Raw genomic sequence first — 21,863 nt, 5'->3', positions numbered from 1 at the left:
GAGTGGCCCGTCTTATGTGGACGGGCCTTTAATTATTCCGCGTCTTTAAGTCCGGTCCCATTTGACGGATTGTTTACAACGCCAAGCAATACCGCAATATATAACGCCTTCTCAACGTATTCATTGAATAGCGCCGTATCCGGAATTACTCCGAAGTCCACCAACGCCATTCCAATCAATGAAGCTACCGCAGTCCATAGTACGTAGTTTTTGAATCGTTTCATTTTAATCGCTCCCTTTTCGTTTACTTCACGCGGATTTTCTTACCAGCAAAAATCCGATATTTACTATCGAGTTTGTTCCACGCTTTAATTTGCGCTTGAGTAGATCCGTATTGAATTGCCAGTTTCGAAACTGTGTCGCCAGATTTAACCGTATGATACTTAGCGCTAGAAGTAGTCGTTGTTTTCTTCGCTGCAGTTCCACTCAACTTAATCGTTTGCCCTGCGTATATCTTATTTGCGTTGGCGATTCCGTTTAACGATTGTAACTTCGCAACAGTTGTTCCGTATTTCGCCGCAATCTTACCGAGTGTGTCACCGGCTTTAATTTTATACGTTGTAGGCGTAGTGTCTTTATTTGGTGTCTTTACTATTTCCGCTTTCACTTCCGTTTTGACTGGCTCGACTACTTTAACCGGTTGCTTGCCGATGAACCATTCGATATCCTTGTCGCCATTCAGCGTATTCAAGTCAACGCCACCATTTACGCCAGCGACTTTTCCGGTATCCGTATGCTGCCACAAATCGCAATCAAACTTCGGCTTCGTCGAGCCGTATCGCGGAATCCAAGTAAAGTCGATATTTTTCACGTTCTTCATGCCGAAAGGTTCATACGTATGATGGCCGAAGTAGCCCCCGACTTTCTTAGCGCCAAGTCTTCGCAATTCATTGACGAATGCTTGCGTGCCGGTCGCCATATCGTCCATCGTTTTAACTTCGACGTCAGCAACCCAAAACAACGCATCTTTATCGCCTCGATTATAGAAATCTTGCGCCTCTTTCTTCGCATCTTCTTCGCTAACAAAACGGCAAAATGCATAATGTCCGAACGGAACTCCGTATTTCTTCGCGCCAGCAACGTAGTTCTTATATTCGCGGTCTTCGCCGGTGCTTCCGTCCTGGACGCGTATAATTACCAAGTCGACTTCCTTTGCGAATTCAGCCCAATCGATCGTCCCTTGCCAATGCGAAATGTCTACAATTTTACCCATTTTTATTCGCCCCTTTTCGTGTTATAAAGTTGTCCAATCATGTAAAAACTGCTATACCAAACGTTAATAAGAGCCCGGCAACCGTAAAAATTGTGCCCCAGGCCCATTTACTATTGGCTTTCATATCACGTATATCATCGTGATTCTTTTGCGCAAGTGATAATGCTTCTGTCGCTTTGTCATCCGCCGATTCTGCCGTCCGTTTTACGTCATGCATGTAATCAAGTTTCGTATCTAAGCGAACGAGCCACTCTCTAATTTCCGCTATTTTATCGTTCATATCTTCCGCTGGCATGGTCCCGCTTCCTTTCAGCGCATAAGAAAAGCGCCTAATCCGTTAGGACTGGGCGCTTTCAGCTTCTTATTTGAATTTTAGAGTGTTATTCATGAGGAATAATATAAGTTAACAATGGAAAATTTTCTTTCAGGTAGTCTTCCTTTTTCACAACAAGTAAATGTTCACTAGACAATGTTTCTAAAACACAATACTCAACGCCGTTCCATTCAATACTTCTATCTAATTTGAACAAATCTGCACTCATAATTAATTTAAACCCCTTCTTTATTCTTCATTGAGAACGAAATGTTAATAAAAATAAGCATACATTTACGCACTGCTTTTAGTATCGGAATATTTCATCTCTAAAGAGTTCACGTACTCTTCGTAGGATTTCTTAACAATTCCTGAGCCTTCACATGATTCACAATCAAAGAAAACATCTTCAAACCCGGTACCATCACATGACTCGCATTTTTTATGAGTTTGTGGCGAGTAGTTATCAACTCTGTGTTTTGTACTATTATTAGTTAATATATGTTTCAAGGTTGAAAGGATCTTATTCATTTGTTAACCTCTTCCTGTCATATTAACTATCATTATATTCTTTATTAAGAACAAAATCTAGACTTTTCATCTAAATTTTAAATCGATTCATAAACATGAGACTTTCTTTCATTACTGTTTGGTTACCGTATGCTACGTCATGACCAGACCCGCTCATTAAACGCAGTTCACTCGGACAGTTATTTGCCTTTAATTTATTTACAAGTGTCTGACTGTATGTGTAGTTTAGTGTTGTATCCCCAGTTCCATGCCATATCTTTAAAGGGATATTCAAGTAATTTATATTAATAGGTGTCCATCCCGGAACATTTTCTAGATTTGTGATAGCATAACTAGTTAAATATTCATCTCGCCATGCTTGAGAAGATACTTGGTTCACAAAATCTGTACAAGGAGCATAAGCAAGCACACATCGTGCAATGTTGGCATGAGCATTAGCGAAGTTTAACGCAGTCATACCGCCCATTGATCCGCCTGTAATAATCAGCCTATAATCGACATTAAAGTTTTCTGTAATCCAAAGATAAGCCTTGAAGTAAGCCTCAATTGTTCTAGGACTTCCCCAGTGTTTTGAGCCTGGATTAATTGTATTATCATAACCATTTATGTCAAAAACCGCATAACCTGCTGCTACAATACTATCTTTCCACGCAATCCAAGTAGGATTTGTTCCCCAAGTACCGTCTGTTGTTAAATATTCCCCGTGTCCATGAGCCATCATCACCAAAGGAACTTTTTTCCCAGATACTTTGTATGTCGAAGGTAGCCATAATGCACTAGGAACATTAATGATATTACTTTCATTGTCATTAACATTAGTAATTGTTGAACTTTTATCTACAACGAATTGATTGACAGGTACGGTAAAAAGAACTTGCCCGTTGTCTGGCCGTTTTTGAAAGCCGCTTGTAAAATTATTCAAGATCGACGTACCTGCTACGTAACTTGAATCTAATACGCCGTACAATACAATCCCTAATGCTAATGTTACACCGGATTTGGTTATCGGGTAAGTGCTTCCGACTGCTAAGTCGCTGTAATAAGTCACCGTCGAATCAGCGTTTGTTTTTAGAGTATCGTAAAACTCAACTCCGTTAGTGACACCAGTAGTGCAACTTATCGCTCCGAATATGACTAGGTATTGATTCGCGTCATTAGTTGTTATCAATTCAAACGTATTTTCTCCAACAACCGCAGTGAATTCGTATTTTTTGCGGACAGTATACTGAGTTGAATCTGAACTTTTATCGACTATATATATATAACACTTTCCGCCACTCAATGAATACAACTTCAACCGCATAATGGTCGATTTACCTAACGGTTTATTAATTAAATAAGTGTTTTTTGTACCTAACTCTCGAACTTTCCCACTGTCATATAGCGCAGAAAAAACCTCTTCTTCTCCGTACCATTTCCTTTCAATATAACTCTTTAGGTCTTTTGATATTCTTCCCGGGTCAACTGTTGACGTTAACGCTAAAGTTTTTAATGGTGTTCCTGCCTTAAAAGCTATATCTATACTTAAAACTAGTGTTGTGATTCCAGAAAAAGTCCCAGTGTAAGTATTCCCGACGGTTAAGATACCACTATTATTGTCGAATACTCCAAGTCCTCCGGTGGCTTTATATTTTAATGCGCCTTGAACACCGATGTAAGTATTTGCAGGTAAATTTATATTTACATCATAAGATTTTAGCCCTATGTCCGCAGCTATTGTTGTTTTAGAAAGAACAGTAAATTGGTCGTTTAACTTAGAAAATACATAGATGTTCACATTTCCAGTTGCGAGAGTGTCTAACTTTACTTTCTTGATTAAATTCTCCTGTGTGAATAGTTTATTGATTATAAAATTCCTAGTCGTATTAGCAGCTAAACTCATGTCTGTTGGGTAATTCAAAATCCAAGGACCTGTTCCCTCTCCAGATTCAATCATTTCAACTACGTTATTACTTAAATTCCCAACTGAAATACTACTATCAGCTATACCGCTACTCTGGTAAACTCCTATATCAGCCCATGTAGAACCGTCCCATATATAAGCGTGTGCCCCATCTAGATGTAAAGAGTCGAAAACCAACATTGGACCTACCGCTCCACTTGGGTACTTAGATAATAAAGAACTAACAGAATAGAATATCTCTTTCGGAGATCCATCTGTAAGGTTCGATAATATTGCGTCAACATATGTTTGTTCCACTTTTTTCGCTATCTTTTGGTTCAGTTCAGCCTGATTAGATTGATAGTCTACGTTTTTAACGACTTCATTGTTAAGGACTAACTGTTCAATATTTTCCGTTGCAGACAATGATTCATCCAATCTAGTTACGATGTTACCTTGCGCATCCAAAATTTCTTGAATATCAACGTCGCTATCCTCAGACGTGACACGAGCTGCCGGTATGTTCAGATACCCTGTTCCAAAATAATTGAAGTCGAAATCCTTACCTTCCTGTGAAGGGTTGAATATTACCAACCCTGCAATATAATCAACTCGATACTCTTCGTCATTCGGATTTTCTTCCGTTGTCGCAGCGAACTCCACTCCATCTTGGCTGACCACTTTGAATTCTGAATTAAAGTCCGGAAATTCTACTAAACGAACCTTTCCGTATTTCACAGTTTTAGTTTCGTTCAGTTCTACGAACGGGTCTTCCGTTGTTCCTGCGCGTTTAATTAAATAAACCGGATCAATATTCGGATGAAATATTCCCATACATTCGCCCTACCTTCTTAAGAAATTAGAACATTTTGAAAGGAAACAGTTCCCCATTTTCTTCCGAAATGCAAAAAGCCATTACGAAATTCTGAATCATTAACTGTAATGGTTGCGTCATTTGTGCTAAACGTAATTGATGTTGCGCTAACTGTAACGGTGAAGTACTTCGTAGCTCCATCGGTCAGATTGTCTATTTCCGCCGAACTCGCTTGCAGCGTACTTACTCCGCTCTTCACTTTATAAATCGAAATACCTGCCGGACTGAACAGCAAATGGTATCCGTTCGATAATGTCGTTTTGTTATCGTCGAAGTAGTCAATCGGCGTACATAACGCAATACTTCCCCAACCGTTAGCCCTTTCGATAAAGCTTGCGTTCAGAGTCATTGTAAAGGTATCCGGCAACTCGCCCGCCCAACCTTGCAATACGAAGTCCCTGTCTTCACTTTGCGTTAAGAAGCCCCAGCGATAATCGCTTGTAAATCCTCCGCGATATTCGGCGTAGTGCGGAATAAAACCGCTGCTAAATACTACTTCCGAAAACGGTGCGTCTTCTCGTGTTGGGTACGTGTTGGCAACATAAAAAGGATCGTCGCTAAATACGCCGAATGCTCCTAGCGCAATATACTTTTCCGCTAAATATTGATGATTTACCGTATATACCAAAACCTTAATTCCGGCTTTCGTCAGCATACTAACGTATAAATCACTTACGCTCGTGCTGCAGCCGACGTACTTAATGTTATTTGCGAGTAATCCTTCGGTATCTGATACGTTGTCGCTTAATAGCAATAAATCGAATCCGCGATCATTAATCGCATTCAATTCCGTTTGGTTGAACGACTGAATTAATACGTGGTCCTGCAGGCGATAAGCTTCCGCCATGTCCGCTATTGCTTCGGCGCTTCGTCTGTCCTTCGATTCGATTGCGTAATTAACTTTGTTGCCAAACGTCTGAAACACTTCTTCCAAATAAGCGATTGGTTGCGCTGGATAATTCGGCAATAAACCTTCCACTTTCATCGAGCGCACATACGATGGATTCAGATATTGAATTCGGTCAGTTCCTCGGTGGTCAATGCCAGTTACTCGAATTACTTCTTCGTCATGAATAACGCATAATGAACCCGTTCTGTCCTGGCGAATATCCAATTCGATAAACAGGGCGCCGTTTAATTTGCTCATCTTAAATGCTTCGAGCGTATTTTCCGGATATAAAAAAGAACTTCCCCTGTGCGCTAAATACTGCGGAGAAGTTAGTTCGCTTATTTTCGTTGTCCCTTCGATTTCACCCATTATATTCGCCACCTTTATTTGTTCTCCGACTAATAGTTCTCGGAGTGAACTGTGCGGACGGTGCTCGTAGTCAATACGCGCATCGATAATTTCCGACGGCTGTGGATTCTTCGTTATTAAATCGTTAACCCTATTCGCTTGCTCCTTTATGTCCGTCGCAATATCTTCGAAGTTCTTGTTCAAATTGTTGCGAAACACTCTGTCGAACGCCGTTCCGAATACTCTATACGGCCACTTTGCCATGCGATATTCCCCTTTCTATACGGTAGTTTCTCCGTTATTTCCTTCTAGCGCAGTTAGCCTTGTTTTTATATCTTCGATGTCCGCTTTTATCTGTTCGAAATCTAAGTCGCGAAGTTTTACGAAGTCTGCAGCGCTCATTAATCCGTCAGTTAGTTCGGACGCAGGCCCAATTGTGACGATGACATTTCCGTTTACATCGACCGCAATATTCGATAGCTTTGCGAAGTCTTCCGAACTCATTAGCCCGTCGGTAGATGCGCTCGCTAAATCGTATGTTGGCGTAGTAATTTGCGTAGGGTCATAGCCGGCCTCAAACTTCGTTGTTTTACCGATAGTTAAATCGACTGCGGACGACTTAACCTTTCCGGTCGTGCTATCGACTACCTTCGCCAGTGTGTTGCTCGTTTTCTTAAACTCTACCGCAATATCATTCGAAGTCTTGCGCAATGTGCCTAGCGTAAACTTTGGCGACGTGGCATCGTTGGAATAGTCTTCGATTTCTACTACGCGAATTCTAACGTCGATACCGAACGGATCTAAGATGCACCATACGTAATCACCTTTGCGGATATCTTGAATTCCGAAGTCCAGCAACTCGACATAATCAAGCGTTAGCGATATTTCGAAGTAATCGTGCAGTTCCGCTTTTAATGCGTTAATCAACGATACCTTGTTTGTATACTGATCATCGCGTAATGGCTTTGCGTGGCGAATACCATAAACGCTTGCTAACGGGCTTGTATATTCGGCCGTTGACGTGTAAATTTCGTCATCACCTTGACGTAACCTATACACGCCAATAATGTCGCCGTTTTTCGGCATAACAAAAACCGGTCGAACAGGCCCAGTAGTAAACGGATTACTACCGTCTTTACCTACCAGCGATACTTTAACAGTATGTGTTTTGTTTTCCAATCCGCGTGCAATTTCGAAAGTCTCTACGCTAGTCGGACGATTGAGATAATTCGTATACAGCGAAACTGTTTTCGTTTTATCTCCGTTATCAATGTCGAATTTTACTTTACCGCCAAGAGTGCTCGTAATCATCTTCATTCGCAATCCAGTTCCGGTGAAATTGAACGTAAAATAATCGTTGGTTGTTCTCGTAATTAAACCGTATTCGAGTTCGGCTTCTGGATTATCGGATCTAAATTGTTGTGCACCGCTGTCATCCTCGTACCACGTACCGCTTCTACCGGATGATCCTGCGTATTTATACTCGTCGAATATATCCTCATCCTCGAACTTCTTTCCGTAACCACGTATATACGTTTTAATATCGTTGGTTGCGATTTCTTTCGACGGTGCATTCACGTTGAAATGATATCGAAGTTGATGATCGGTATATCGCGCAATTTCCTTAGCAATGTAAATCGTTTTGCCGACGCACTCAAACTCAACGCCGAACTTTTCGCAAATAGTCGTCAATAATTCAAGCGCAGACGCATCGCCGAAATCCTCAACGATTGCTGTCGTATTCACTAGCACCGAGTCAACCGTAAAACTGTAGCCCGAGCCGTTCAATGCGATGTTAAGTAGCGTTTGAATACCGCGAGTGTTTTCGCCTTCAATAACGTCGTAGATGTACAAGTCGCGCAGGTCACAAAACACTCGGTGAATGCCCGTGCTCGATACGCCACGAGCCGTTAACGTCGTCTGCTTAATTACGTACTCCTCGTCTTCGTAAAGGAAGATATTCTCGTTCTGTACCATCGGAAAGGAGTGCGCATTACGGTCGGTTTTAGTGCAAGATACATCGATTGTTTTCTCGTTATTAATCGCATTCTTACGAGTAACGGAATAGTCTGTCAGCCGTTCCATTCGACCGCTTAAATCCTGTACGAATAAATCTCTCACGCAACTCCCCTCCTATAGATAGTAATAACGAAAGTTAAATGCGATTTCGAAACTTCCGCGTGTTCCTAATAAGATAAACTCGTTCCAGCCTGGAGCCAATGTGATATACTTTCGATTGGTTGCAGCGAAGATACTTACGCTGTTCTTTTTCGCTTGCACACGGTTAAGATCAATGACGTCATTTGGTTCGGATGTGCCCGAATATAACCACGCATCTCCGGTCGTACGGTTCTTTATTTGCAACGTACTCGACTCGCCTAAATACGTTATTTGCATCGGCATTTGTACCGGACTTACTACGACGTTACCTGCGTTGTAAACTCGAAAAGTTGTCGTGTTAAATCGGTACTGAGGCGGAATACCATCGTCTAATCCTTCGCCAATTTGCCATAAGTCCGAATCGAATGAAAATGGCGAAAGTGTTGTTCCACGAGACTCTGCGAAAGGCTGAAACGCAACAAAAGTAACGTCAAACATTCCGTAGACTCGCTCTTGGTCAATGGAATATGTGCCGTCGGTTTTGACAAGCCAGCGTTTACCGATGTTCCGCGATTCTGTTACGTAAAAAGCCTGGCTTGAATCAAATAGCGCAAATATTTCATCGCGAAACAGATAGTAATCTTCGACGTCGACTGCTTTTAAATAAAACGAACAATTAATCTTTCTTTCTGCGTAAGTCGTGCCGTTATCAATCAAGCCATGAATTCCTTCGATTTCTTCCGTTACATGGCGAGGCGACGGAGATTCCGGATTGAATTCACGCAAAGTAATACCCATTGATTCCAAGTCGTAGGTTTTTCCGTCAAGCTTCGTTACAATCATGTTCATTCCGTCAATCACCTCGCATGTAATTTTTAATCGCTATTTTACCGGCTTGTTGACCGCTGACTACTCGTTCTGTTTTGCGGCCGATTACTTCGCTGTCTAGTACGTGTGTCATTTCGATTATGATGTCTCGTGGTTGCATCGATTTCGTTGCGTTTGCAGTTTCGGCTTTTGTATCAACGTTATGATACTTTGGCGAGTAACTGCTTGTCGGCGTGCTGTACGCTAATGACATTTCCGCTTGCGGCATAATTGCTTTCGACATTTCCTTCGTTGCAGCAATAACGGAGCTAATATTACCGATGATACCGTCAGCGATACCTGCTGGAATCCAACGCCCGACGTCTTTATACATAACTTTTGAAGGCGAGTTAATGTCAAAGAATGAAGTAAATCCGTTCTTGATTTTTTCGCCGATACCAACCACTGCGTCTTTAACAGCACCAGCCATAGAAGAGATACCGCCAATCAGTCCGTTTATGATGTTCTTTCCTGTTTCTGCTAGGTCGATATTTTCGAAGATGCCGACGATGTTTTTCCATATTGACATCGCAGTTGACTTAATCGTTTCCCACGCGCCTGCCCAATCGCCCTGTAGAATACGCAGGGTAGTTTGAATAACACCTAACACTAAATCGATGGCTGTTGCAACTATCGCTTTAATCGTTTCCCATGCTGCCCTAATTACACCTACGATAATAGGCCACACCATTTGGAAAACGCCTTTAATAATCCCCATCACCATCTGTACATACTCTTGGATAACTCCGAAATAAGTCTTAACTATAGTCATAATTGCTTGCCCGTTTTCGTTCCAAAATGCTTTAATCTTCGCAAGTTGTTCACCTATAAACGCACTGATATCCGCCATTAACCATTGTACGACTCCCATGATATATTCGAGCGCTGTGAAGAACGCATTCTTAATCCACGCCCATGCTGCGTCGACCATATCTCTGAACCATCCAACGTGATTGTATGCAGCAACTAACCCGACACCCAATGCTACTACTGCAGCTACTATCGCTAAAATTACTCCTATTGTTGTTAGTATCACTGCTGAGGTAGTGCCTAAGGCGATAGCTAGTGCTCCTATACTAGAAGCAACAGTGCCTATAGTCATAATTACTACACCAACAGTTGCCAAAAACAAGGCCAGTAACGCAGTTACAGCAGCACCTACGACAAGAAACTGTTTCGTGCTTTCGGATAACTCGTTAAATTTATTCACCAACATCGAAATGAAGTCCGCAACTATCTGCACGTATGGAACTAATTGATCACCTAGCGATATTGCCAACGACTCAATAGAACCTGTTAACTGTTCGATGGAACCCCCGATACCCGCTTTCATTTTATTCGCAGCCTCTTGCGAAGCACCTGCGCTATTCTCTAATGAAGCCGTCATTTCATCAATTTTCGCCGGTCCTGCGTCCATCAACGCTAAGAAGCCGGATACCGCTTCGGTTCCAACTAACGATGCAAGATTGGCCGCTTTTTGCGTGTCCGTCATTCCTTCCATTGACTTCGATAAGTTATCGACCAACTTCGAAATACCGACGAAATTACCTGCCGTATCTGTGATTTGAATTCCCATACTTTCCATCATCTTCGAATTTTTCTCAGACGGATTCAACAAAGCTAGTAAGGACGCACGTAACGCCGTACCAGCATTTTCCCCTTGTAGACCTGCGTTTGTCATTAACCCGATAGATGCTGCCGTTTCTTCCATCGAAACACCTAAGGCCGCTGCCGGAGCACCTGCGTACTTGAATGCGTATTGCATATCTAAAATACCTGCTGCCGTAGAGTTAGCCGATTCCGCTAATACGTCAGCAACACGACCTGCTTCGCCAGCTTCAAGTCCCCAAATATTAAGCGCTGACGATACTGTGTCGGATGTCATTGCTAAATCTTCGCCTGATGCTTCCGCTGCAGAAATGATACCGGGCATTGCTGCGATTACTTGATTTGCGTCAAATCCTTTCGCTGCAAGCTCGGTCATTGCGCCGGAAACTTCCGTGGCACTTTTCGAAGTGTTTGCGCCAAGATCAATTGCTGCTTGTTTCATCGCTTCGAACTCTTGCGTATTTGCACCGGCAATTGCGCCTGCCTTACGCATGGAAGAGTCGAAGTCTGCCGCCATATTTACCGCGTAGCCAAGACCGGCACCAATTCCTGCGCCAACGGCACCGAACCCTTTTGCTATGTCAGCGCCTATTCGTTGTGTTGCTGATCCGAAGTTTTGCAACGTATTGCTGGCGCTGTTGAGTTGATTCGTTAAATCAGCAATATTGGCGCCTATCTCAACGATAATACTATGGTCTGCCATCGCTTACCTCCTTCCCGCTAAATTGCTCAAACTGCGCCAACCATTCCGAAGCATGTTGCGCCTTCTCAACGCCTTCTTGTAGTTTCGCTTCTGCTTTTTCGTCTGCAGGCCGTTTGTACAAGTCGCTTGCTTTAATAGAACGTTTAGCTCGTTTGGCATTTTCGCTCATTATGATAAAGTGAGATTGGCGTTCGTAACTGTCATAGTGTTTTTCACGTTCCGCATTCAATAGCAACGTAAATTCGCGAGGTGTAAGTAAGTAAATTTCGGAAGGTTTCAGCGACAAGTAACGCCAACCGTCCGACAAGATATCGTCTAGCTTAAAATCTCCTGCATTTGTTTGAACGCTTCCGGATTCTTCGCCACCAACTTCGCCACGATTTTCTTGAAGAAAAAACTTTCCGTCACTACCTCGTTGGACATTTTCAAGACCGCTTCCATGTCGAGTTTCTCCGCTTCAAAAGCTTGCTCGATTGCCTTTTCGACTGTTTTAAGCGCAAAGTTTTTCTCCGTATGGAAAAGACCAGCGTGAATAATATGCGAAAACGTATCTAAATCGCCCGACATTGCCTTACCGATAAGACTAAGCGCTCCACCTTCATATAAGCTTCCGAGATACTTAACGCCTGCGAACGTTAATTTAACGTCGTATTCATTACCTTCGATTTCAAAACGTGCCATTTATATCATCCTTTCGGTTGTTTTCGAAATTAAAAAAGGCGCTGCATTAGCGCCGTTAATCATGCTCCTTCTGGAACTTCCGTTAGTGTTACCGGTGTTACATCGCCGTTCAATGTTCCGCTTAGTGAATACGTTGCAAAGTCGCCTGTTCCGAATGATTTTTCGAAAGACGAAATCATATACATTCCGTACTCCGCTTTCTTTGTGCGTGTATCAACTTCGTAAATCTTAACGAATTCCTTTTTGCGAATAGCGTTTTTAACGTAATCAACGAATGGATCGCCTTCTGAAACAACGCCTTCAAGCGAAACCTCTTCCGTTACTTTTCCGTAGTCAGAACCTGATTTATCTTTCGTATCTAAGTCGATTGAGTCTGCGGAAATAGTTGTTGTGCCTGCAGTTTGGTTAAATGGTCGATGAAGTGTTTCCGCATCTGTTTCGCCTGGAATAGCTACTACGTATAAAATCTCGTCGCCTCTGTATTCAATTCCCATTAGTTATTCCTCCTGTTTTGGGTTATTTCTACCTCGATATCAAAGTACAAGTGATGAAAATTCGTTGTACTACTGACATCTTCTGCCGGGATTGGAACCTCGGCTGTTACTTGCGCATAAAAAGAACCGACTGTTTCAGCCGGTGTAGTTGCGGTTATTAAGGGTATCTCTTCGAACATTAATAGCTTTTTAACTTGTTCCTGCAGTCGTGCCCGCTCACTTGAAGAACTAGCGAATAAACCTACTTGAAACCGATAGGTTGTTAGCATTGTCTCGCGAAGCTTTGCCACTTGCGAAATATTGTTCTGCATTTGCTCGATCGTAAGGAACGGCTTAACAGTCGGAAGCTTTACTCCGTCATAAATCCAAGTCGTCGTTAGCCCCGTCTTATTCGCAAGCCAAGTCCGGATTGAATGCTGTATTTCCATCTGCATCGTATCACCTACCCTAAATCGCGCACATGGTCGCGTATCTTTTCACGGTAAGGAGTTTCGTTATTCCAAACGGATTTACGAATGAATGCCTTCTGCGTTTTATGTTCGTATTCTTGCTTTCTCGCATATTCTACGTCTGAACCGTATTGCCAATGCGTTTCGTCAATTTGTTCCGGACTAGCAACGATAGAGTTTCGGAGTTTCCCGTCTTTTACCGGCGCCATTCCGGCCGACTCATTCGCAGCCTTTCGTGTGTATGCTTCAGTTGTATTTGCGATATCACGCTTCAAGCCGTCATATGCCAGCGCTGAAATAACACGGTTAACGCCTTGAATTCGAATTTGAACGTTCATGTTATTCGCCTCCCCAGGAACTCGACTCGGTTACGTTCGCCGATGCCCTTTTTATCCCCCGCGAGTATCTCGTATTCTACTGCGTCATATTTAACCGAAGTTATTAACTCGGCTATATCTGCAATGAAATTAAGGTCCACCGAAAACCAAATGTCGCCGTTTTCGATTGCTACACCGGTTTCTAATGCACGTTCGCTTGACGTAGAAGCAGTCGAAGATATTTCGGTAACGACCGAGGGGACCGTGCGAGGAATAGTAGCTTCGCCGATTGGCTCTCCAGTGATAGGGTCTGCGGCTCCTTCACCCGGATAGTAAACCGTAATTTCGTGCGTTCGATTGGCGGTTATTTCCGCCCGCGTTTGCTTAATAAATTCGATATCACCTTGCGTTAGCATCTTATAACCACCTTTCGTCTAGCACGTACGTTAGATAGCCGGTACAGTTCGGATGCATCATGTATATTTCGCTTGCTGTTGCCGGATAGATACCGCGGCCCATTCCGTAAGAATCTGCAAGTTCCAATTGTGTACAACGGTGGTCCGGACGGTCGGCTTTTCCGCGGTGTACCTGCATCGCTTTAACTACTTCGCTTTGTTGCGCTGAGTAAGCCGATGCAACACGATATGCCGTATTGCCTTCCGTCACAACCAACCGCTTAATTTTCCACGTTTCATTTGCAAATACTTGACGTACTGCAGCGATTAGCGTATTTACCGATTCGCCTCGTATAATACCGGACCGGAGCACTTTCGATATTTGCTCGCGCTGATCACCCGCCAGTTGCCAAACTCGGTCGGACAGTACAAGACCGTCCTCTCCGAATCTGTTTACAACGTAGCGAAATACATTTGCGTTCACTTTATCGAAGGCAATTCCGGCAGCAGCAATTGAAGTGCCGATACCAACGGTCAACGCTTCCGACGACTCTTTGATAATCGACTCTAACGCATCCATGCTGTTTGTGCGTACGGCCTTTTCAATCGACTCTAACTCGCGTAGCAATGCGTTTAAGCGCGTTCGTTTTATTATTCCTTCGCTATCTGCATAGTCCGCAAGAATGTCGTTCATTTGCGACCGCACACGTTCGATCTCTTTAACGGCAAACTGTTGTTGTTTCGCGTTGAGTTTCTGATATTTGTCTGAAAGACCTTCGAGCAATTGGTCGAGCTTTTCTTGTTCCGTCATCGATCGTCAGCTCGTTTCGGTGTTATAGTACGGGAACCTCCGCCGCTTTTGTAATAGTTAAACTTCGAGATTGCATCGAGGGAAAGACGCATGTAATTTTCGAATATATTCGTCTTGTCGACGTTCTCCTCTCCGTCACCATAACTAAAATAGCGTGCCGCATCTAACGCAACCGATTTACATCCGATCGAAAACGCAAGATATAAAAGCGCGTTATCCGTATTTGTATCGGTTCCTTCCGTTAATCCACTTTCGCTTGTTGCTTCGGATAGCCAGTCGGCAATATCATCGGCTGTAACGCCTGGCAATTTCCTAAAGCGTTTCGTTAATCTTTCCTCTAATGTCGCCAACTAGCGCCACCTCCGCTTATTTTTTATCCGCCGCAGCTTTTCGAGGCGCTGCTTTTGGTTTATCAACGCGATTCACATCAGTTAACACGTCTAACACTGCGATTTCATCTTTTTCTTCCGTTTTGTAAGCTCCGAATGCAAACTGCTTTCGTTCTCCATTAACGTAAAACCCTAATTCGGGATATTTCGATTGATATTCCGCCATTCATATTCACCTCACAAAGAAAATAGCCCGCCAAAAGGCGAGCGTATTAGGACAATCCTTTCAAACGGCCGTGAGCTTTTTCTTGTTTAAACTCAAGTGTGTATTCACCAAGTACCATCCCCTTAGTTGAATCACCAACTTCTCCAAGATATTTATGAAAGAATTCACGGTTATTCAATGGACGAACTTTCGTGCGGTTCTTGTCTAGAATATACAATTCATCAGATTGAAGGTTGTTATTCAAAACAATTTCGAATTGACCAAAATCAGAGATAAAGTAATCAGCAACTGAACCGCGACCATTATCCTGGCGATCTAACTTCTTCTCACCGAAGGAAGAGATAGCACGTTTTTGCTTCGCAGGAACCATAATTACGAAGTCTCCACCGTCTGAAAAACCGCCTTTTTCAAAGATTTTTTGTGCAAGGTCGTTAATCATTGATTCAGTAAGTGGTTGGCTACCAGCTGTTGTTACATTAGAAGTAATCAAAGATCGAATACCAGCCATCTGGCGTACATTACCATTTTCATACTTGATACCGCCAATCAAAGCCTTTTCTAATTGTAGAGCTAGCTCTAACTGTTTCTTTTGTTTCTCATATTCGTAAGCATTATCAATTCCATACTGTTCAACAGCTGCAGCTGTGCCAGAAATATCAATTGTGTCATCAAAAATTTGTGTAAGATTCGCCTTACGAGCACGAGGTTTATTTCTTGCGTCACGAGCATCACGACCTTCTTGCCCTTCAACAAACTGAACTTCAATTTTAGCTTGATCAACAATTGCAGCTGCAGTTGTGCCTGCATAGCCACGAGTAACCGTTAATGTTTTACTACCTACATTTACAGCAGTTACAAGCAGTAACTCTTCTCCAATTTTCACAACTTGGTTTACACGAAATGGTTCTACATCAGTAACAACGACAGCAGTTGCCGAATTAGTAACAGCTCCTGATACAGTTGATTCATCACCAAATAATTCGTCCTCATACCAGCTGTGTTCTACTTGTGTTACTGGATCCGCAAACCCTAAAAGGTTTAGTAATGGAGTTTGATGTGGATTCAATAATAGAATTTCATCTGCTACCGATAATTTTTTTCCGATTAAATCTGAGTTATAAATTTTAGGCATTTGTATGTTCCCCCTGAAATATTTTTTTGTATTAAAAAAGACTCCGAATTTTTATCGGGGCCTCTTTTTACAATCCAAGTTCTTTCTTAAATGCTGCGTATTTAATTTTGTCTTCGATACGACCAGTGCGTTTTGCGTTGTCCGCTAGATCTTGCAACTTTCTTCGTGCTTGCTCCTGCGAACCTTCGCGCTTTGTTTCGGTTTGGCCTGGCGATGGATCTACGTAATCACTTACGCCGAATAGGTATCCTTTCGCCTTCTTCAGCGTTTCAAGCGCTTCTTGCACGCCGGATACGTTGCCGTCCTCGTCTACCTCTACGCCTGACAAATCCGCTAATACAAACGCATCGTCTAGCGCATCTTTACGAACTCCGAAATCTTTCGAACTCGCCAACAACTTAAACTCCGATTTGATTAGTCGCTTGTTCGCACTCTCTAGCGCTTTCGACTTCGCCTCTTCCGCTTCCTTGGCGCTCGTTTCAAATTTCTGTAACTGCGCTTGAAGCTTTTCGACTTCTGTCATTTCGGATTGCTTGCGTTGTTCTTCGGCTTGTGTAAACTCGTCTAACTTCGCTTTAATATCGTTATAGTCAGCGTATTTATTCTTAACGCGTCCTTTTTCACGTCCGATTAAAGTATCGAGTTCCTCTTGCGTCATTGTTACCGTTTTTGGTTCGGGTTTAGTTTCCGGTTCCTCAACCGTAGTTTTATCGGTAACTTCTTCGACTTGTTCGTTTTTCAATTCTTCGCTCATTTTAAACCTCCGCCGTTTACCCGCCGTCGCGCATTATATTTGGATTACTGCCGAAAGTTTACCGCCATTCCGTAAGGCGCTGTTGCTTCATAATTTCTTCATTTTTTTCCTGTGTTCTATTGACATTCCGTTATTAACAACTTTAAATAAAGTATCTTAAACAAAAGGAGCATATAGATATGAAAAAAGATGATAATTTTGTACAATGTCCAACATGCAAGGAGTTCTATTTAGCTGATCGGTTTGATGCTAAAAAACCAGAACAAGTTGGAATGTGGCTGCGCTTTGTCTCACACTGTGTAGATTGTGACGAGGTAATTGTAGATTGGATCCGCAAGTTTGAAAATTAAGAGTGGTTCATTCCACTCTTTTTTTCTTTTTACTAAGCATTATACGGATCTTCTTCGCTCTTCATTAATCGACGTTCCGTTAGAATCTCCATCAATTTTGCTTCCGGATTTTCAACGCCTAAGCGAGAAAGTGCTCCTTTTATCGATTCTAAATCGCTGCTCATTTCGGTTGTTAAGCGTTCGATTAACTCCGCTTGGTCTTCCGGCAGTGGCAATCGGAAATGAACCGTATTATCGAAGTTGTTATCGATGCTATTTACTAAATCGCGATCGTAAATAAAACGCGAATCATTTGACCGCGCACTCATGTATCGCAATATATATTCGTTCAATAATTCAAGACGGGATTTCCATACGATCCATGACCGTTGTGTTTTCGATATGATGGACGAATAAAGTAACTTCACCGCCATATCATTGATACCGCCGACATTCATTTCGGCTGTGTTTACGCTTGGCACTTCGGCAATCTTATGAAGATTCGAATACAGCCGGTCAAGGTACGCTTCGACCGCTTCTTTAAATTTGAAGTTCGATTCGAGTTTCTTTGCGTCCGGTCGTTCGCCTTCTAACAATCCGCCTGCACCTTGTAAGTTCCACATTGCGCCTGGTGCTACGTTAAGCCCTTTGTCGTTGTCGACGTTCATCAATAGCGTAATGGCAAACATTTCAAAACGGATTGCGTCTGAGTAATCGCTAAGCTTTTTATTGATTTCGTCAGTGATTGGCGCCCACTTATCGATTTCGGAATAGCCGCGATTCATACCCGTAAGGCGTTCGTTCGGGATCTCCACGATTGGAATGAAGTTGAGCCCCATCGCTGACTTCTCGATTTTCATTTCGTGCAACCAAACGTCGTTGTTTTCATCGATTTCGTATGTCGCTTCCGTTAAGAAGCATTCGTAGTCTTCTTTGCCTTCGACCCATTCGAGCGTGAACGATTGCTTCCAAAACAGCCGGCCGTCTTTGTCGAGATAGCGAAAGAAATGAACCTCTTCGAGCAACTCTTCGTCGTCGTGGTTGTATTTCGCAATCACTTCGAAGTCAGGGCGGAAAGCAACGCGAACTTTACCCTGGCGTTTGTCGTAGAATATCTTCGCCCATACTGTTCCGGCAATCTTACGGTCCTTCGCTGCTTCGATTAGTTTCTCATGCGTTTTGTTTTCGCGATGTACCCAATTAAGCAACTGCTCTTTTGCAGCAGCCTTTCGGTTTTCTGCATCTTGCGCCGTGCTCGGTTCGTAGTTTTCGCTTACCATGTCGATTGGGTTATCGATTACGTCTGGCTCGACTTCCCATTTCGGAGCCATTTCGAATTCCCATGCGGCCATTGTATCGACAAGCAGTCGGTCAAAGTTTATCGTCAGTAAGGTCGGGTCGTAATCAAGTCCTTCCGGTTTCTTATAATGCTTCCATACTTGCAAGCCGTCGTAGCGTTCGTATAATTGAAGTACGCGTGCTATGCGTTCCATTTCGTCCGTTCCCATCCATTCTTGGTCCGGGCGAATCCAAGGCATTGCGTTATTCGGTGAGAAAAACACTTAGACACCGCCTCCTTTCATCGTGTTCGTTTTGCGGATGTAACAATTCGATTCTCTTTTTGTTTGCATGCCGAAATAGCCATCTCGGTCGCATCTATTAAATCGTCGTGACTTCCTTGACCGTATCTTTCGAATTGCTCAAGCAACAAAGCGTGGTTACTACTGAATTGAATTGTGTTGTTTTCTATCAATGGCAGCATGGCTTCAATTCTTAATTCTTTCCTCGAGCGTTGATAAATCTTTTTAACTCTTGTGCTGGCAGGATAACCTTCGGCCTGCAACCTTTCCTTAAGTATATCTACGAAAAACTCTTGTGCAGCCTGACTTTCAGCGGCAATAATATCCGGTTGGAATTTACTTACCTTTGTGACGATAACTTCAATAAATTCATCAGGTTTTACCCTATCTCCATAGGAATCTATAACAAAAAACGCACCGGATTCTTTGTGTTTAGCAACAATCGTAGTGGCTGAGTAGTCTCCACGCTCTTTCTTCCCCATCGCAAAGTCTATTCCAAGCGATACTGTATAAAGCTTATGAGGAAATTCCCGTCTAGGGTTTGATTCAGTCCAGTAAGTGAACTTTTCAGGGTTAAATATCATTGACTCTTCATCAATAGGGTTATTCATGTATTCGGTATTAAACGCTTTGCTTCCGTTATCCCATTTCCAAGTCATTAAGACCCATATTGGTTTTCCGTTTTCCCATAAAACCTTACTACCTTGATGCATGTCATCCTTGTTCCCTTGGTAAAAAGCAAGTGCGTTTTCGAGCCTATTTTCATCTTCCCTATTGGTGTATATCTGTCTGCACTCTTCCCATAGGTCCATTCTGATGGGATAATCAATTATTGCTCTGTATACCTTTGTTTTAAAATCAGATCGCTTATATAAGACTTGCATTAAGAGTGAATCTGCATGTACAGTCGTACCCATTAAGATAATGGCCGTCTTCTGCCCTTTTGGATCTCCTAACGGTATTACACTTTGTGAAAACCAATCTCTAAGTTGGGACCGTTGTTCCGACGTACTTGCGTTACCACCTGGTCGAGCATCTTCGAGGTCATCACCAATAATTAAGTCCGGCCGCATACCGTTCCAGTTACGTCCTCGAATCGCTCCTCCTACCGAAGCAGACTCAAGTAAAGCAATTTGGCGTTTATAATCATCTTCTGGTACCCATGCGATAAAGCCTTCGCTGTTATCTTGAATGTTCGCCTGATCCTTCGGAGATAGGAGTGGGCCGAAATCATTTCGCAATTTTTTATTGAACTTTAATTGGTCACGTATCCAATCTAAATTCGCTTTTGCTACTTTAGGCGTTTCGGATATCATAATTACGTACTTTCTACGCCTAAATACGAGCTCATGTAACGGAAATCCCTTTGATAAATAAGTGGATTTCGCATGGCCACGAGGTGCTGCTACTGCTGTCTTTGCATTGGTATTCACGCTCGACACGTCGTTCATTATTGCGGTTATTTCCTTGTGAAACTCTGGCGCTTGGCCTGCTTCCGTGATATCAAAACCGTCCCAATTCCCGTCATTTCCAGCGTTACGGGCTTCGCTAAAATACTCGATCGCAAATTCGAGTAAGTTTCCTTCGCAGCGATGTATCCTAGCGAGCCGTTCAAGCTCTGTTGCCTTCTCGTAATAATCGGAGATTACATCGGAGGGCAGTTCCTCGCCGTAACGTCCATCTATTGCGTTCAGATACTCCGTTAAGATATCGATTAATTCTTGACGTTCCTTTGTCGTTAGCCATTTACCGTTAACCCATGCGATAGTACCGCCCTCCTTTCCGGAATAAAAAAGAGCAACCGTTGTACATTCGGTTACTCTAAAGTCAAAGTGATTTTTTAATATTCGCGTGTTAATACCGCTTGGAAACGCAGTTCAGATTTCGAACACGCCCCCGGCATGAAAAAAAAGACAGTCATTATCGATTGTCTTTTCGTTCCTTATTCCGTCTTATTAAAGTTGATTTGCTAACTCCTGTCATACGCTCAACCTCCGTATATGAATGCGTCTGTAATAGGTCGAGTGCATGCTCGATTTGTTTGCGATTAAACTTGCGTGGTCTTCCTTCCCGGAAGTCATCACGCTGCCTTGCAATAGCCTTACCCTCTTGCGTTCTCTCCACTATAAGGTCACGTTCAAACTCAGCGAAGCCACTCATAATTGTAAAGATAAGCCGACCCGTCGGAGTGTTCTCGATAAGCCCCATGTTAAGAACGTGAACTTTTATTCCCCGATCGAACAACTCTTTTATGATAGATAGCGCCTCAGATGTTGACCTAGCAAAACGGTCGAGCTTCGTTACCACTAATGTATCTCCAGGCTGTAACGCTGTAAGAACTTCTTGAAACTTAGGTCGATCCGATTTAGTACCCGTAAACTTTTCCGAGTAAATTTCGTCGCATACTTCCTGTTCTAAACGTTGTAGCTGCGCTTGTAAATCTTGGCCGATTGTTGACACCCTTGCATACCCATATTTCATAAAAGCCGCCTCCATTTATGGATATAAGTTTTGACACCACTCAATACCCTGTGTCACTTTAAGAGTTATTTTTCATTTAATTTAAGCGATAATTTACACTAAAAAACTCTTATATTGAAACATCTTATTTTACTAACGCCCCCGTTCGTATTATAAGGTCAGCCAGAAAATATTTCTGGTTGACCTTTTTTTATATCGATATATGATAATCGTAGCCAGGGTAGAACGTCCGCCCCCGTGGGACTAGATCCCGTCAACTAAACCGTTCACCCCCTACTTGTAGAAACATGTTTGAGGCTGGTTGAGACTTGATCTCGTATAACAAGCGAAGCTGTGATACTGCATTAGGGATATAGGGGTTACTGGCAAAGAATTCAAAGGAGGAGATTTTATAATGAATCCAGTAGTGGGTCTGGATGTGTCAAAAGGTGAAAGTCAGGTTCAAGCATATTTGGATAAAGGGAAGCCATATCGTAAGGGATTTAAAGTTTCCCATACTCTTGAGGGGCTGAAGGAACTCTTCGATTTCCTGGAAGAAGTTAAAGGTAAAACTGGTA

At 42.8% G+C, this 21,863-nt stretch carries 25 protein-coding genes and 1 pseudogene; 2 read left to right on the top strand and 24 right to left on the bottom strand.

The annotated features are described in order from the left end of the window. Positions 1 to 32: 32 nt before the first annotated feature. The 21 genes from EM808_RS24640 to EM808_RS24550 form a co-directional block, all read right to left on the bottom strand. Complete coding sequence (locus tag EM808_RS24640; RefSeq protein WP_127741861.1) at positions 33 to 224, bottom strand: phage holin family protein; 192 nt, start codon at positions 222 to 224, stop codon at positions 33 to 35. 20 nt (positions 225 to 244) lie between these two features. Next, on the bottom strand, positions 245 to 1,213 hold the full coding sequence (locus EM808_RS24635) for a LysM peptidoglycan-binding domain-containing protein (RefSeq protein ID WP_127741859.1): 969 nt from the start codon (positions 1,211 to 1,213) through the stop codon (positions 245 to 247). 37 nt (positions 1,214 to 1,250) lie between these two features. Next, positions 1,251 to 1,508: a hemolysin XhlA family protein gene (locus EM808_RS24630; RefSeq protein WP_127741857.1), complete on the bottom strand. Its 258-nt coding sequence runs from the start codon at positions 1,506 to 1,508 to the stop codon at positions 1,251 to 1,253. Positions 1,509 to 1,593: 85 nt separating this feature from the next. After that, entirely contained in the window at positions 1,594 to 1,755 is a 162-nt protein-coding gene (locus tag EM808_RS28810; protein WP_164849783.1) for a hypothetical protein, read from the bottom strand. A 65-nt stretch (positions 1,756 to 1,820) separates the two neighbouring features. Then, entirely contained in the window at positions 1,821 to 2,057 is a 237-nt protein-coding gene (locus EM808_RS28805) for a hypothetical protein (RefSeq protein WP_164849782.1), read from the bottom strand. A 70-nt stretch (positions 2,058 to 2,127) separates the two neighbouring features. Next, entirely contained in the window at positions 2,128 to 4,602 is a 2,475-nt protein-coding gene (locus EM808_RS24625; RefSeq protein WP_164849781.1) for an alpha/beta hydrolase family protein, read from the bottom strand. 188 nt (positions 4,603 to 4,790) lie between these two features. Then, entirely contained in the window at positions 4,791 to 6,314 is a 1,524-nt protein-coding gene (locus EM808_RS24620) for a glycerophosphodiester phosphodiesterase (RefSeq protein WP_127741853.1), read from the bottom strand. Between the two features lie 15 nt (positions 6,315 to 6,329). Then, complete coding sequence (locus EM808_RS24615; RefSeq protein WP_127741851.1) at positions 6,330 to 8,171, bottom strand: phage tail protein; 1,842 nt, start codon at positions 8,169 to 8,171, stop codon at positions 6,330 to 6,332. 12 nt (positions 8,172 to 8,183) lie between these two features. Continuing rightward, positions 8,184 to 8,999, bottom strand: a complete 816-nt coding sequence (locus EM808_RS24610; RefSeq protein ID WP_127741849.1) for a phage tail family protein — start codon at positions 8,997 to 8,999, stop codon at positions 8,184 to 8,186. 4 nt (positions 9,000 to 9,003) lie between these two features. After that, entirely contained in the window at positions 9,004 to 11,328 is a 2,325-nt protein-coding gene (locus EM808_RS24605) for a phage tail tape measure protein (protein ID WP_127741847.1), read from the bottom strand. Beyond that, the gene (locus EM808_RS24600; RefSeq protein WP_127741845.1) at positions 11,315 to 11,614 is read right to left on the bottom strand and encodes a hypothetical protein; all 300 of its coding nucleotides are present in this window, start codon (positions 11,612 to 11,614) and stop codon (positions 11,315 to 11,317) included. The genes EM808_RS24605 and EM808_RS24600 overlap by 14 nt, the downstream gene beginning before the upstream one ends. A 29-nt stretch (positions 11,615 to 11,643) precedes the next feature. Then, positions 11,644 to 12,009 carry a tail assembly chaperone gene (locus tag EM808_RS24595; RefSeq protein ID WP_127741843.1) on the bottom strand — a complete coding sequence of 122 codons (366 nt, stop codon included), beginning with the start codon at positions 12,007 to 12,009 and terminating at the stop codon, positions 11,644 to 11,646. 59 nt (positions 12,010 to 12,068) lie between these two features. Continuing rightward, a complete protein-coding gene (locus tag EM808_RS24590) occupies positions 12,069 to 12,503 on the bottom strand; it encodes a phage major tail protein, TP901-1 family (protein ID WP_127741840.1) in 435 nt (144 codons plus the stop codon). After that, a complete protein-coding gene (locus tag EM808_RS24585; protein ID WP_127741838.1) occupies positions 12,503 to 12,931 on the bottom strand; it encodes a hypothetical protein in 429 nt (142 codons plus the stop codon). The genes EM808_RS24590 and EM808_RS24585 overlap by 1 nt, the downstream gene beginning before the upstream one ends. Before the next feature lie 14 nt (positions 12,932 to 12,945). Continuing rightward, entirely contained in the window at positions 12,946 to 13,290 is a 345-nt protein-coding gene (locus tag EM808_RS24580) for an HK97 gp10 family phage protein (RefSeq protein WP_127741836.1), read from the bottom strand. After that, a complete protein-coding gene (locus EM808_RS24575; RefSeq protein ID WP_127741834.1) occupies positions 13,287 to 13,685 on the bottom strand; it encodes a hypothetical protein in 399 nt (132 codons plus the stop codon). The genes EM808_RS24580 and EM808_RS24575 overlap by 4 nt, the downstream gene beginning before the upstream one ends. A 1-nt stretch (position 13,686) precedes the next feature. Next, positions 13,687 to 14,475 (bottom strand): structural protein, encoded by a 789-nt coding sequence (locus EM808_RS24570; RefSeq protein WP_127741832.1) that lies wholly within the window; start codon positions 14,473 to 14,475, stop codon positions 13,687 to 13,689. Beyond that, positions 14,472 to 14,825, bottom strand: coding sequence for a hypothetical protein (locus EM808_RS24565; RefSeq protein WP_127741830.1), 354 nt, complete (start codon positions 14,823 to 14,825; stop codon positions 14,472 to 14,474). The genes EM808_RS24570 and EM808_RS24565 overlap by 4 nt, the downstream gene beginning before the upstream one ends. A 16-nt stretch (positions 14,826 to 14,841) precedes the next feature. Continuing rightward, a complete protein-coding gene (locus EM808_RS24560; protein ID WP_127741828.1) occupies positions 14,842 to 15,030 on the bottom strand; it encodes a hypothetical protein in 189 nt (62 codons plus the stop codon). Between the two features lie 46 nt (positions 15,031 to 15,076). Further along, complete coding sequence (locus tag EM808_RS24555) at positions 15,077 to 16,162, bottom strand: SU10 major capsid protein (protein WP_127741826.1); 1,086 nt, start codon at positions 16,160 to 16,162, stop codon at positions 15,077 to 15,079. Between the two features lie 67 nt (positions 16,163 to 16,229). Beyond that, positions 16,230 to 16,916, bottom strand: coding sequence for a phage scaffolding protein (locus tag EM808_RS24550; RefSeq protein ID WP_127741824.1), 687 nt, complete (start codon positions 16,914 to 16,916; stop codon positions 16,230 to 16,232). A gap of 179 nt (positions 16,917 to 17,095) precedes the next feature. On the opposite strand from EM808_RS24550, the gene EM808_RS28800 reads away from it, so the two are divergent. Continuing rightward, on the top strand, positions 17,096 to 17,266 hold the full coding sequence (locus EM808_RS28800) for a hypothetical protein (protein WP_164849780.1): 171 nt from the start codon (positions 17,096 to 17,098) through the stop codon (positions 17,264 to 17,266). Between the two features lie 32 nt (positions 17,267 to 17,298). Here EM808_RS28800 and EM808_RS24545 read toward each other — a convergent pair whose 3' ends face one another. The 3 genes from EM808_RS24545 to EM808_RS24535 form a co-directional block, all read right to left on the bottom strand. After that, entirely contained in the window at positions 17,299 to 18,807 is a 1,509-nt protein-coding gene (locus EM808_RS24545; protein WP_235856707.1) for a phage portal protein, read from the bottom strand. Between the two features lie 17 nt (positions 18,808 to 18,824). Beyond that, positions 18,825 to 20,276, bottom strand: coding sequence for a phage terminase large subunit (terL, locus tag EM808_RS24540; RefSeq protein WP_127741822.1), 1,452 nt, complete (start codon positions 20,274 to 20,276; stop codon positions 18,825 to 18,827). 469 nt (positions 20,277 to 20,745) lie between these two features. After that, the gene (locus EM808_RS24535; protein WP_127741820.1) at positions 20,746 to 21,306 is read right to left on the bottom strand and encodes a recombinase family protein; all 561 of its coding nucleotides are present in this window, start codon (positions 21,304 to 21,306) and stop codon (positions 20,746 to 20,748) included. Positions 21,307 to 21,700: 394 nt separating this feature from the next. Here EM808_RS24535 and EM808_RS29265 point away from each other — a divergent pair. Next, positions 21,701 to 21,863, top strand: a pseudogene (locus tag EM808_RS29265) (IS110 family transposase); the annotation flags it as partial.

This window comes from Niallia taxi, from assembly GCF_004005475.1.
GTDB classification, from domain to species: Bacteria; Bacillota; Bacilli; order Bacillales; family Cytobacillaceae; genus Niallia; species Niallia taxi.
Note: the sequence above shows the minus strand (reverse complement) of the source record. Positions and strands in the feature narration are given on the sequence as shown.

Bases quoted from the DNA above. Each gene is read 5' to 3' on its own strand.
- EM808_RS24630 (WP_127741857.1), bottom strand. From the start codon at position 1,508: ATGCCAGCGGAAGATATGAACGATAAAATAGCGGAAATTAGAGAGTGG.
- EM808_RS24635 (WP_127741859.1), bottom strand. From the start codon at position 1,213: ATGGGTAAAATTGTAGACATTTCGCATTGGCAAGGGACGATCGATTGG.
- EM808_RS24595 (WP_127741843.1), bottom strand. From the start codon at position 12,009: ATGGCACGTTTTGAAATCGAAGGTAATGAATACGACGTTAAATTAACG.
- EM808_RS24620 (WP_127741853.1), bottom strand. From the start codon at position 6,314: ATGGCAAAGTGGCCGTATAGAGTATTCGGAACGGCGTTCGACAGAGTG.
- EM808_RS24585 (WP_127741838.1), bottom strand. From the start codon at position 12,931: ATGGAAATACAGCATTCAATCCGGACTTGGCTTGCGAATAAGACGGGG.
- EM808_RS24575 (WP_127741834.1), bottom strand. From the start codon at position 13,685: ATGCTAACGCAAGGTGATATCGAATTTATTAAGCAAACGCGGGCGGAA.
- EM808_RS24535 (WP_127741820.1), bottom strand. From the start codon at position 21,306: ATGAAATATGGGTATGCAAGGGTGTCAACAATCGGCCAAGATTTACAA.
- EM808_RS24555 (WP_127741826.1), bottom strand. From the start codon at position 16,162: ATGCCTAAAATTTATAACTCAGATTTAATCGGAAAAAAATTATCGGTA.
- EM808_RS24560 (WP_127741828.1), bottom strand. From the start codon at position 15,030: ATGGCGGAATATCAATCGAAATATCCCGAATTAGGGTTTTACGTTAAT.
- EM808_RS24570 (WP_127741832.1), bottom strand. From the start codon at position 14,475: ATGACGGAACAAGAAAAGCTCGACCAATTGCTCGAAGGTCTTTCAGAC.
- EM808_RS24640 (WP_127741861.1), bottom strand. From the start codon at position 224: ATGAAACGATTCAAAAACTACGTACTATGGACTGCGGTAGCTTCATTG.
- EM808_RS24610 (WP_127741849.1), bottom strand. From the start codon at position 8,999: ATGAACATGATTGTAACGAAGCTTGACGGAAAAACCTACGACTTGGAA.
- terL (WP_127741822.1), bottom strand. From the start codon at position 20,276: ATGAACGACGTGTCGAGCGTGAATACCAATGCAAAGACAGCAGTAGCA.
- EM808_RS28810 (WP_164849783.1), bottom strand. From the start codon at position 1,755: ATGAGTGCAGATTTGTTCAAATTAGATAGAAGTATTGAATGGAACGGC.
- EM808_RS24590 (WP_127741840.1), bottom strand. From the start codon at position 12,503: ATGGGAATTGAATACAGAGGCGACGAGATTTTATACGTAGTAGCTATT.
- EM808_RS24605 (WP_127741847.1), bottom strand. From the start codon at position 11,328: ATGGCAGACCATAGTATTATCGTTGAGATAGGCGCCAATATTGCTGAT.
- EM808_RS28805 (WP_164849782.1), bottom strand. From the start codon at position 2,057: ATGAATAAGATCCTTTCAACCTTGAAACATATATTAACTAATAATAGT.
- EM808_RS28800 (WP_164849780.1), top strand. From the start codon at position 17,096: ATGAAAAAAGATGATAATTTTGTACAATGTCCAACATGCAAGGAGTTC.
- EM808_RS24580 (WP_127741836.1), bottom strand. From the start codon at position 13,290: ATGAACGTTCAAATTCGAATTCAAGGCGTTAACCGTGTTATTTCAGCG.
- EM808_RS24550 (WP_127741824.1), bottom strand. From the start codon at position 16,916: ATGAGCGAAGAATTGAAAAACGAACAAGTCGAAGAAGTTACCGATAAA.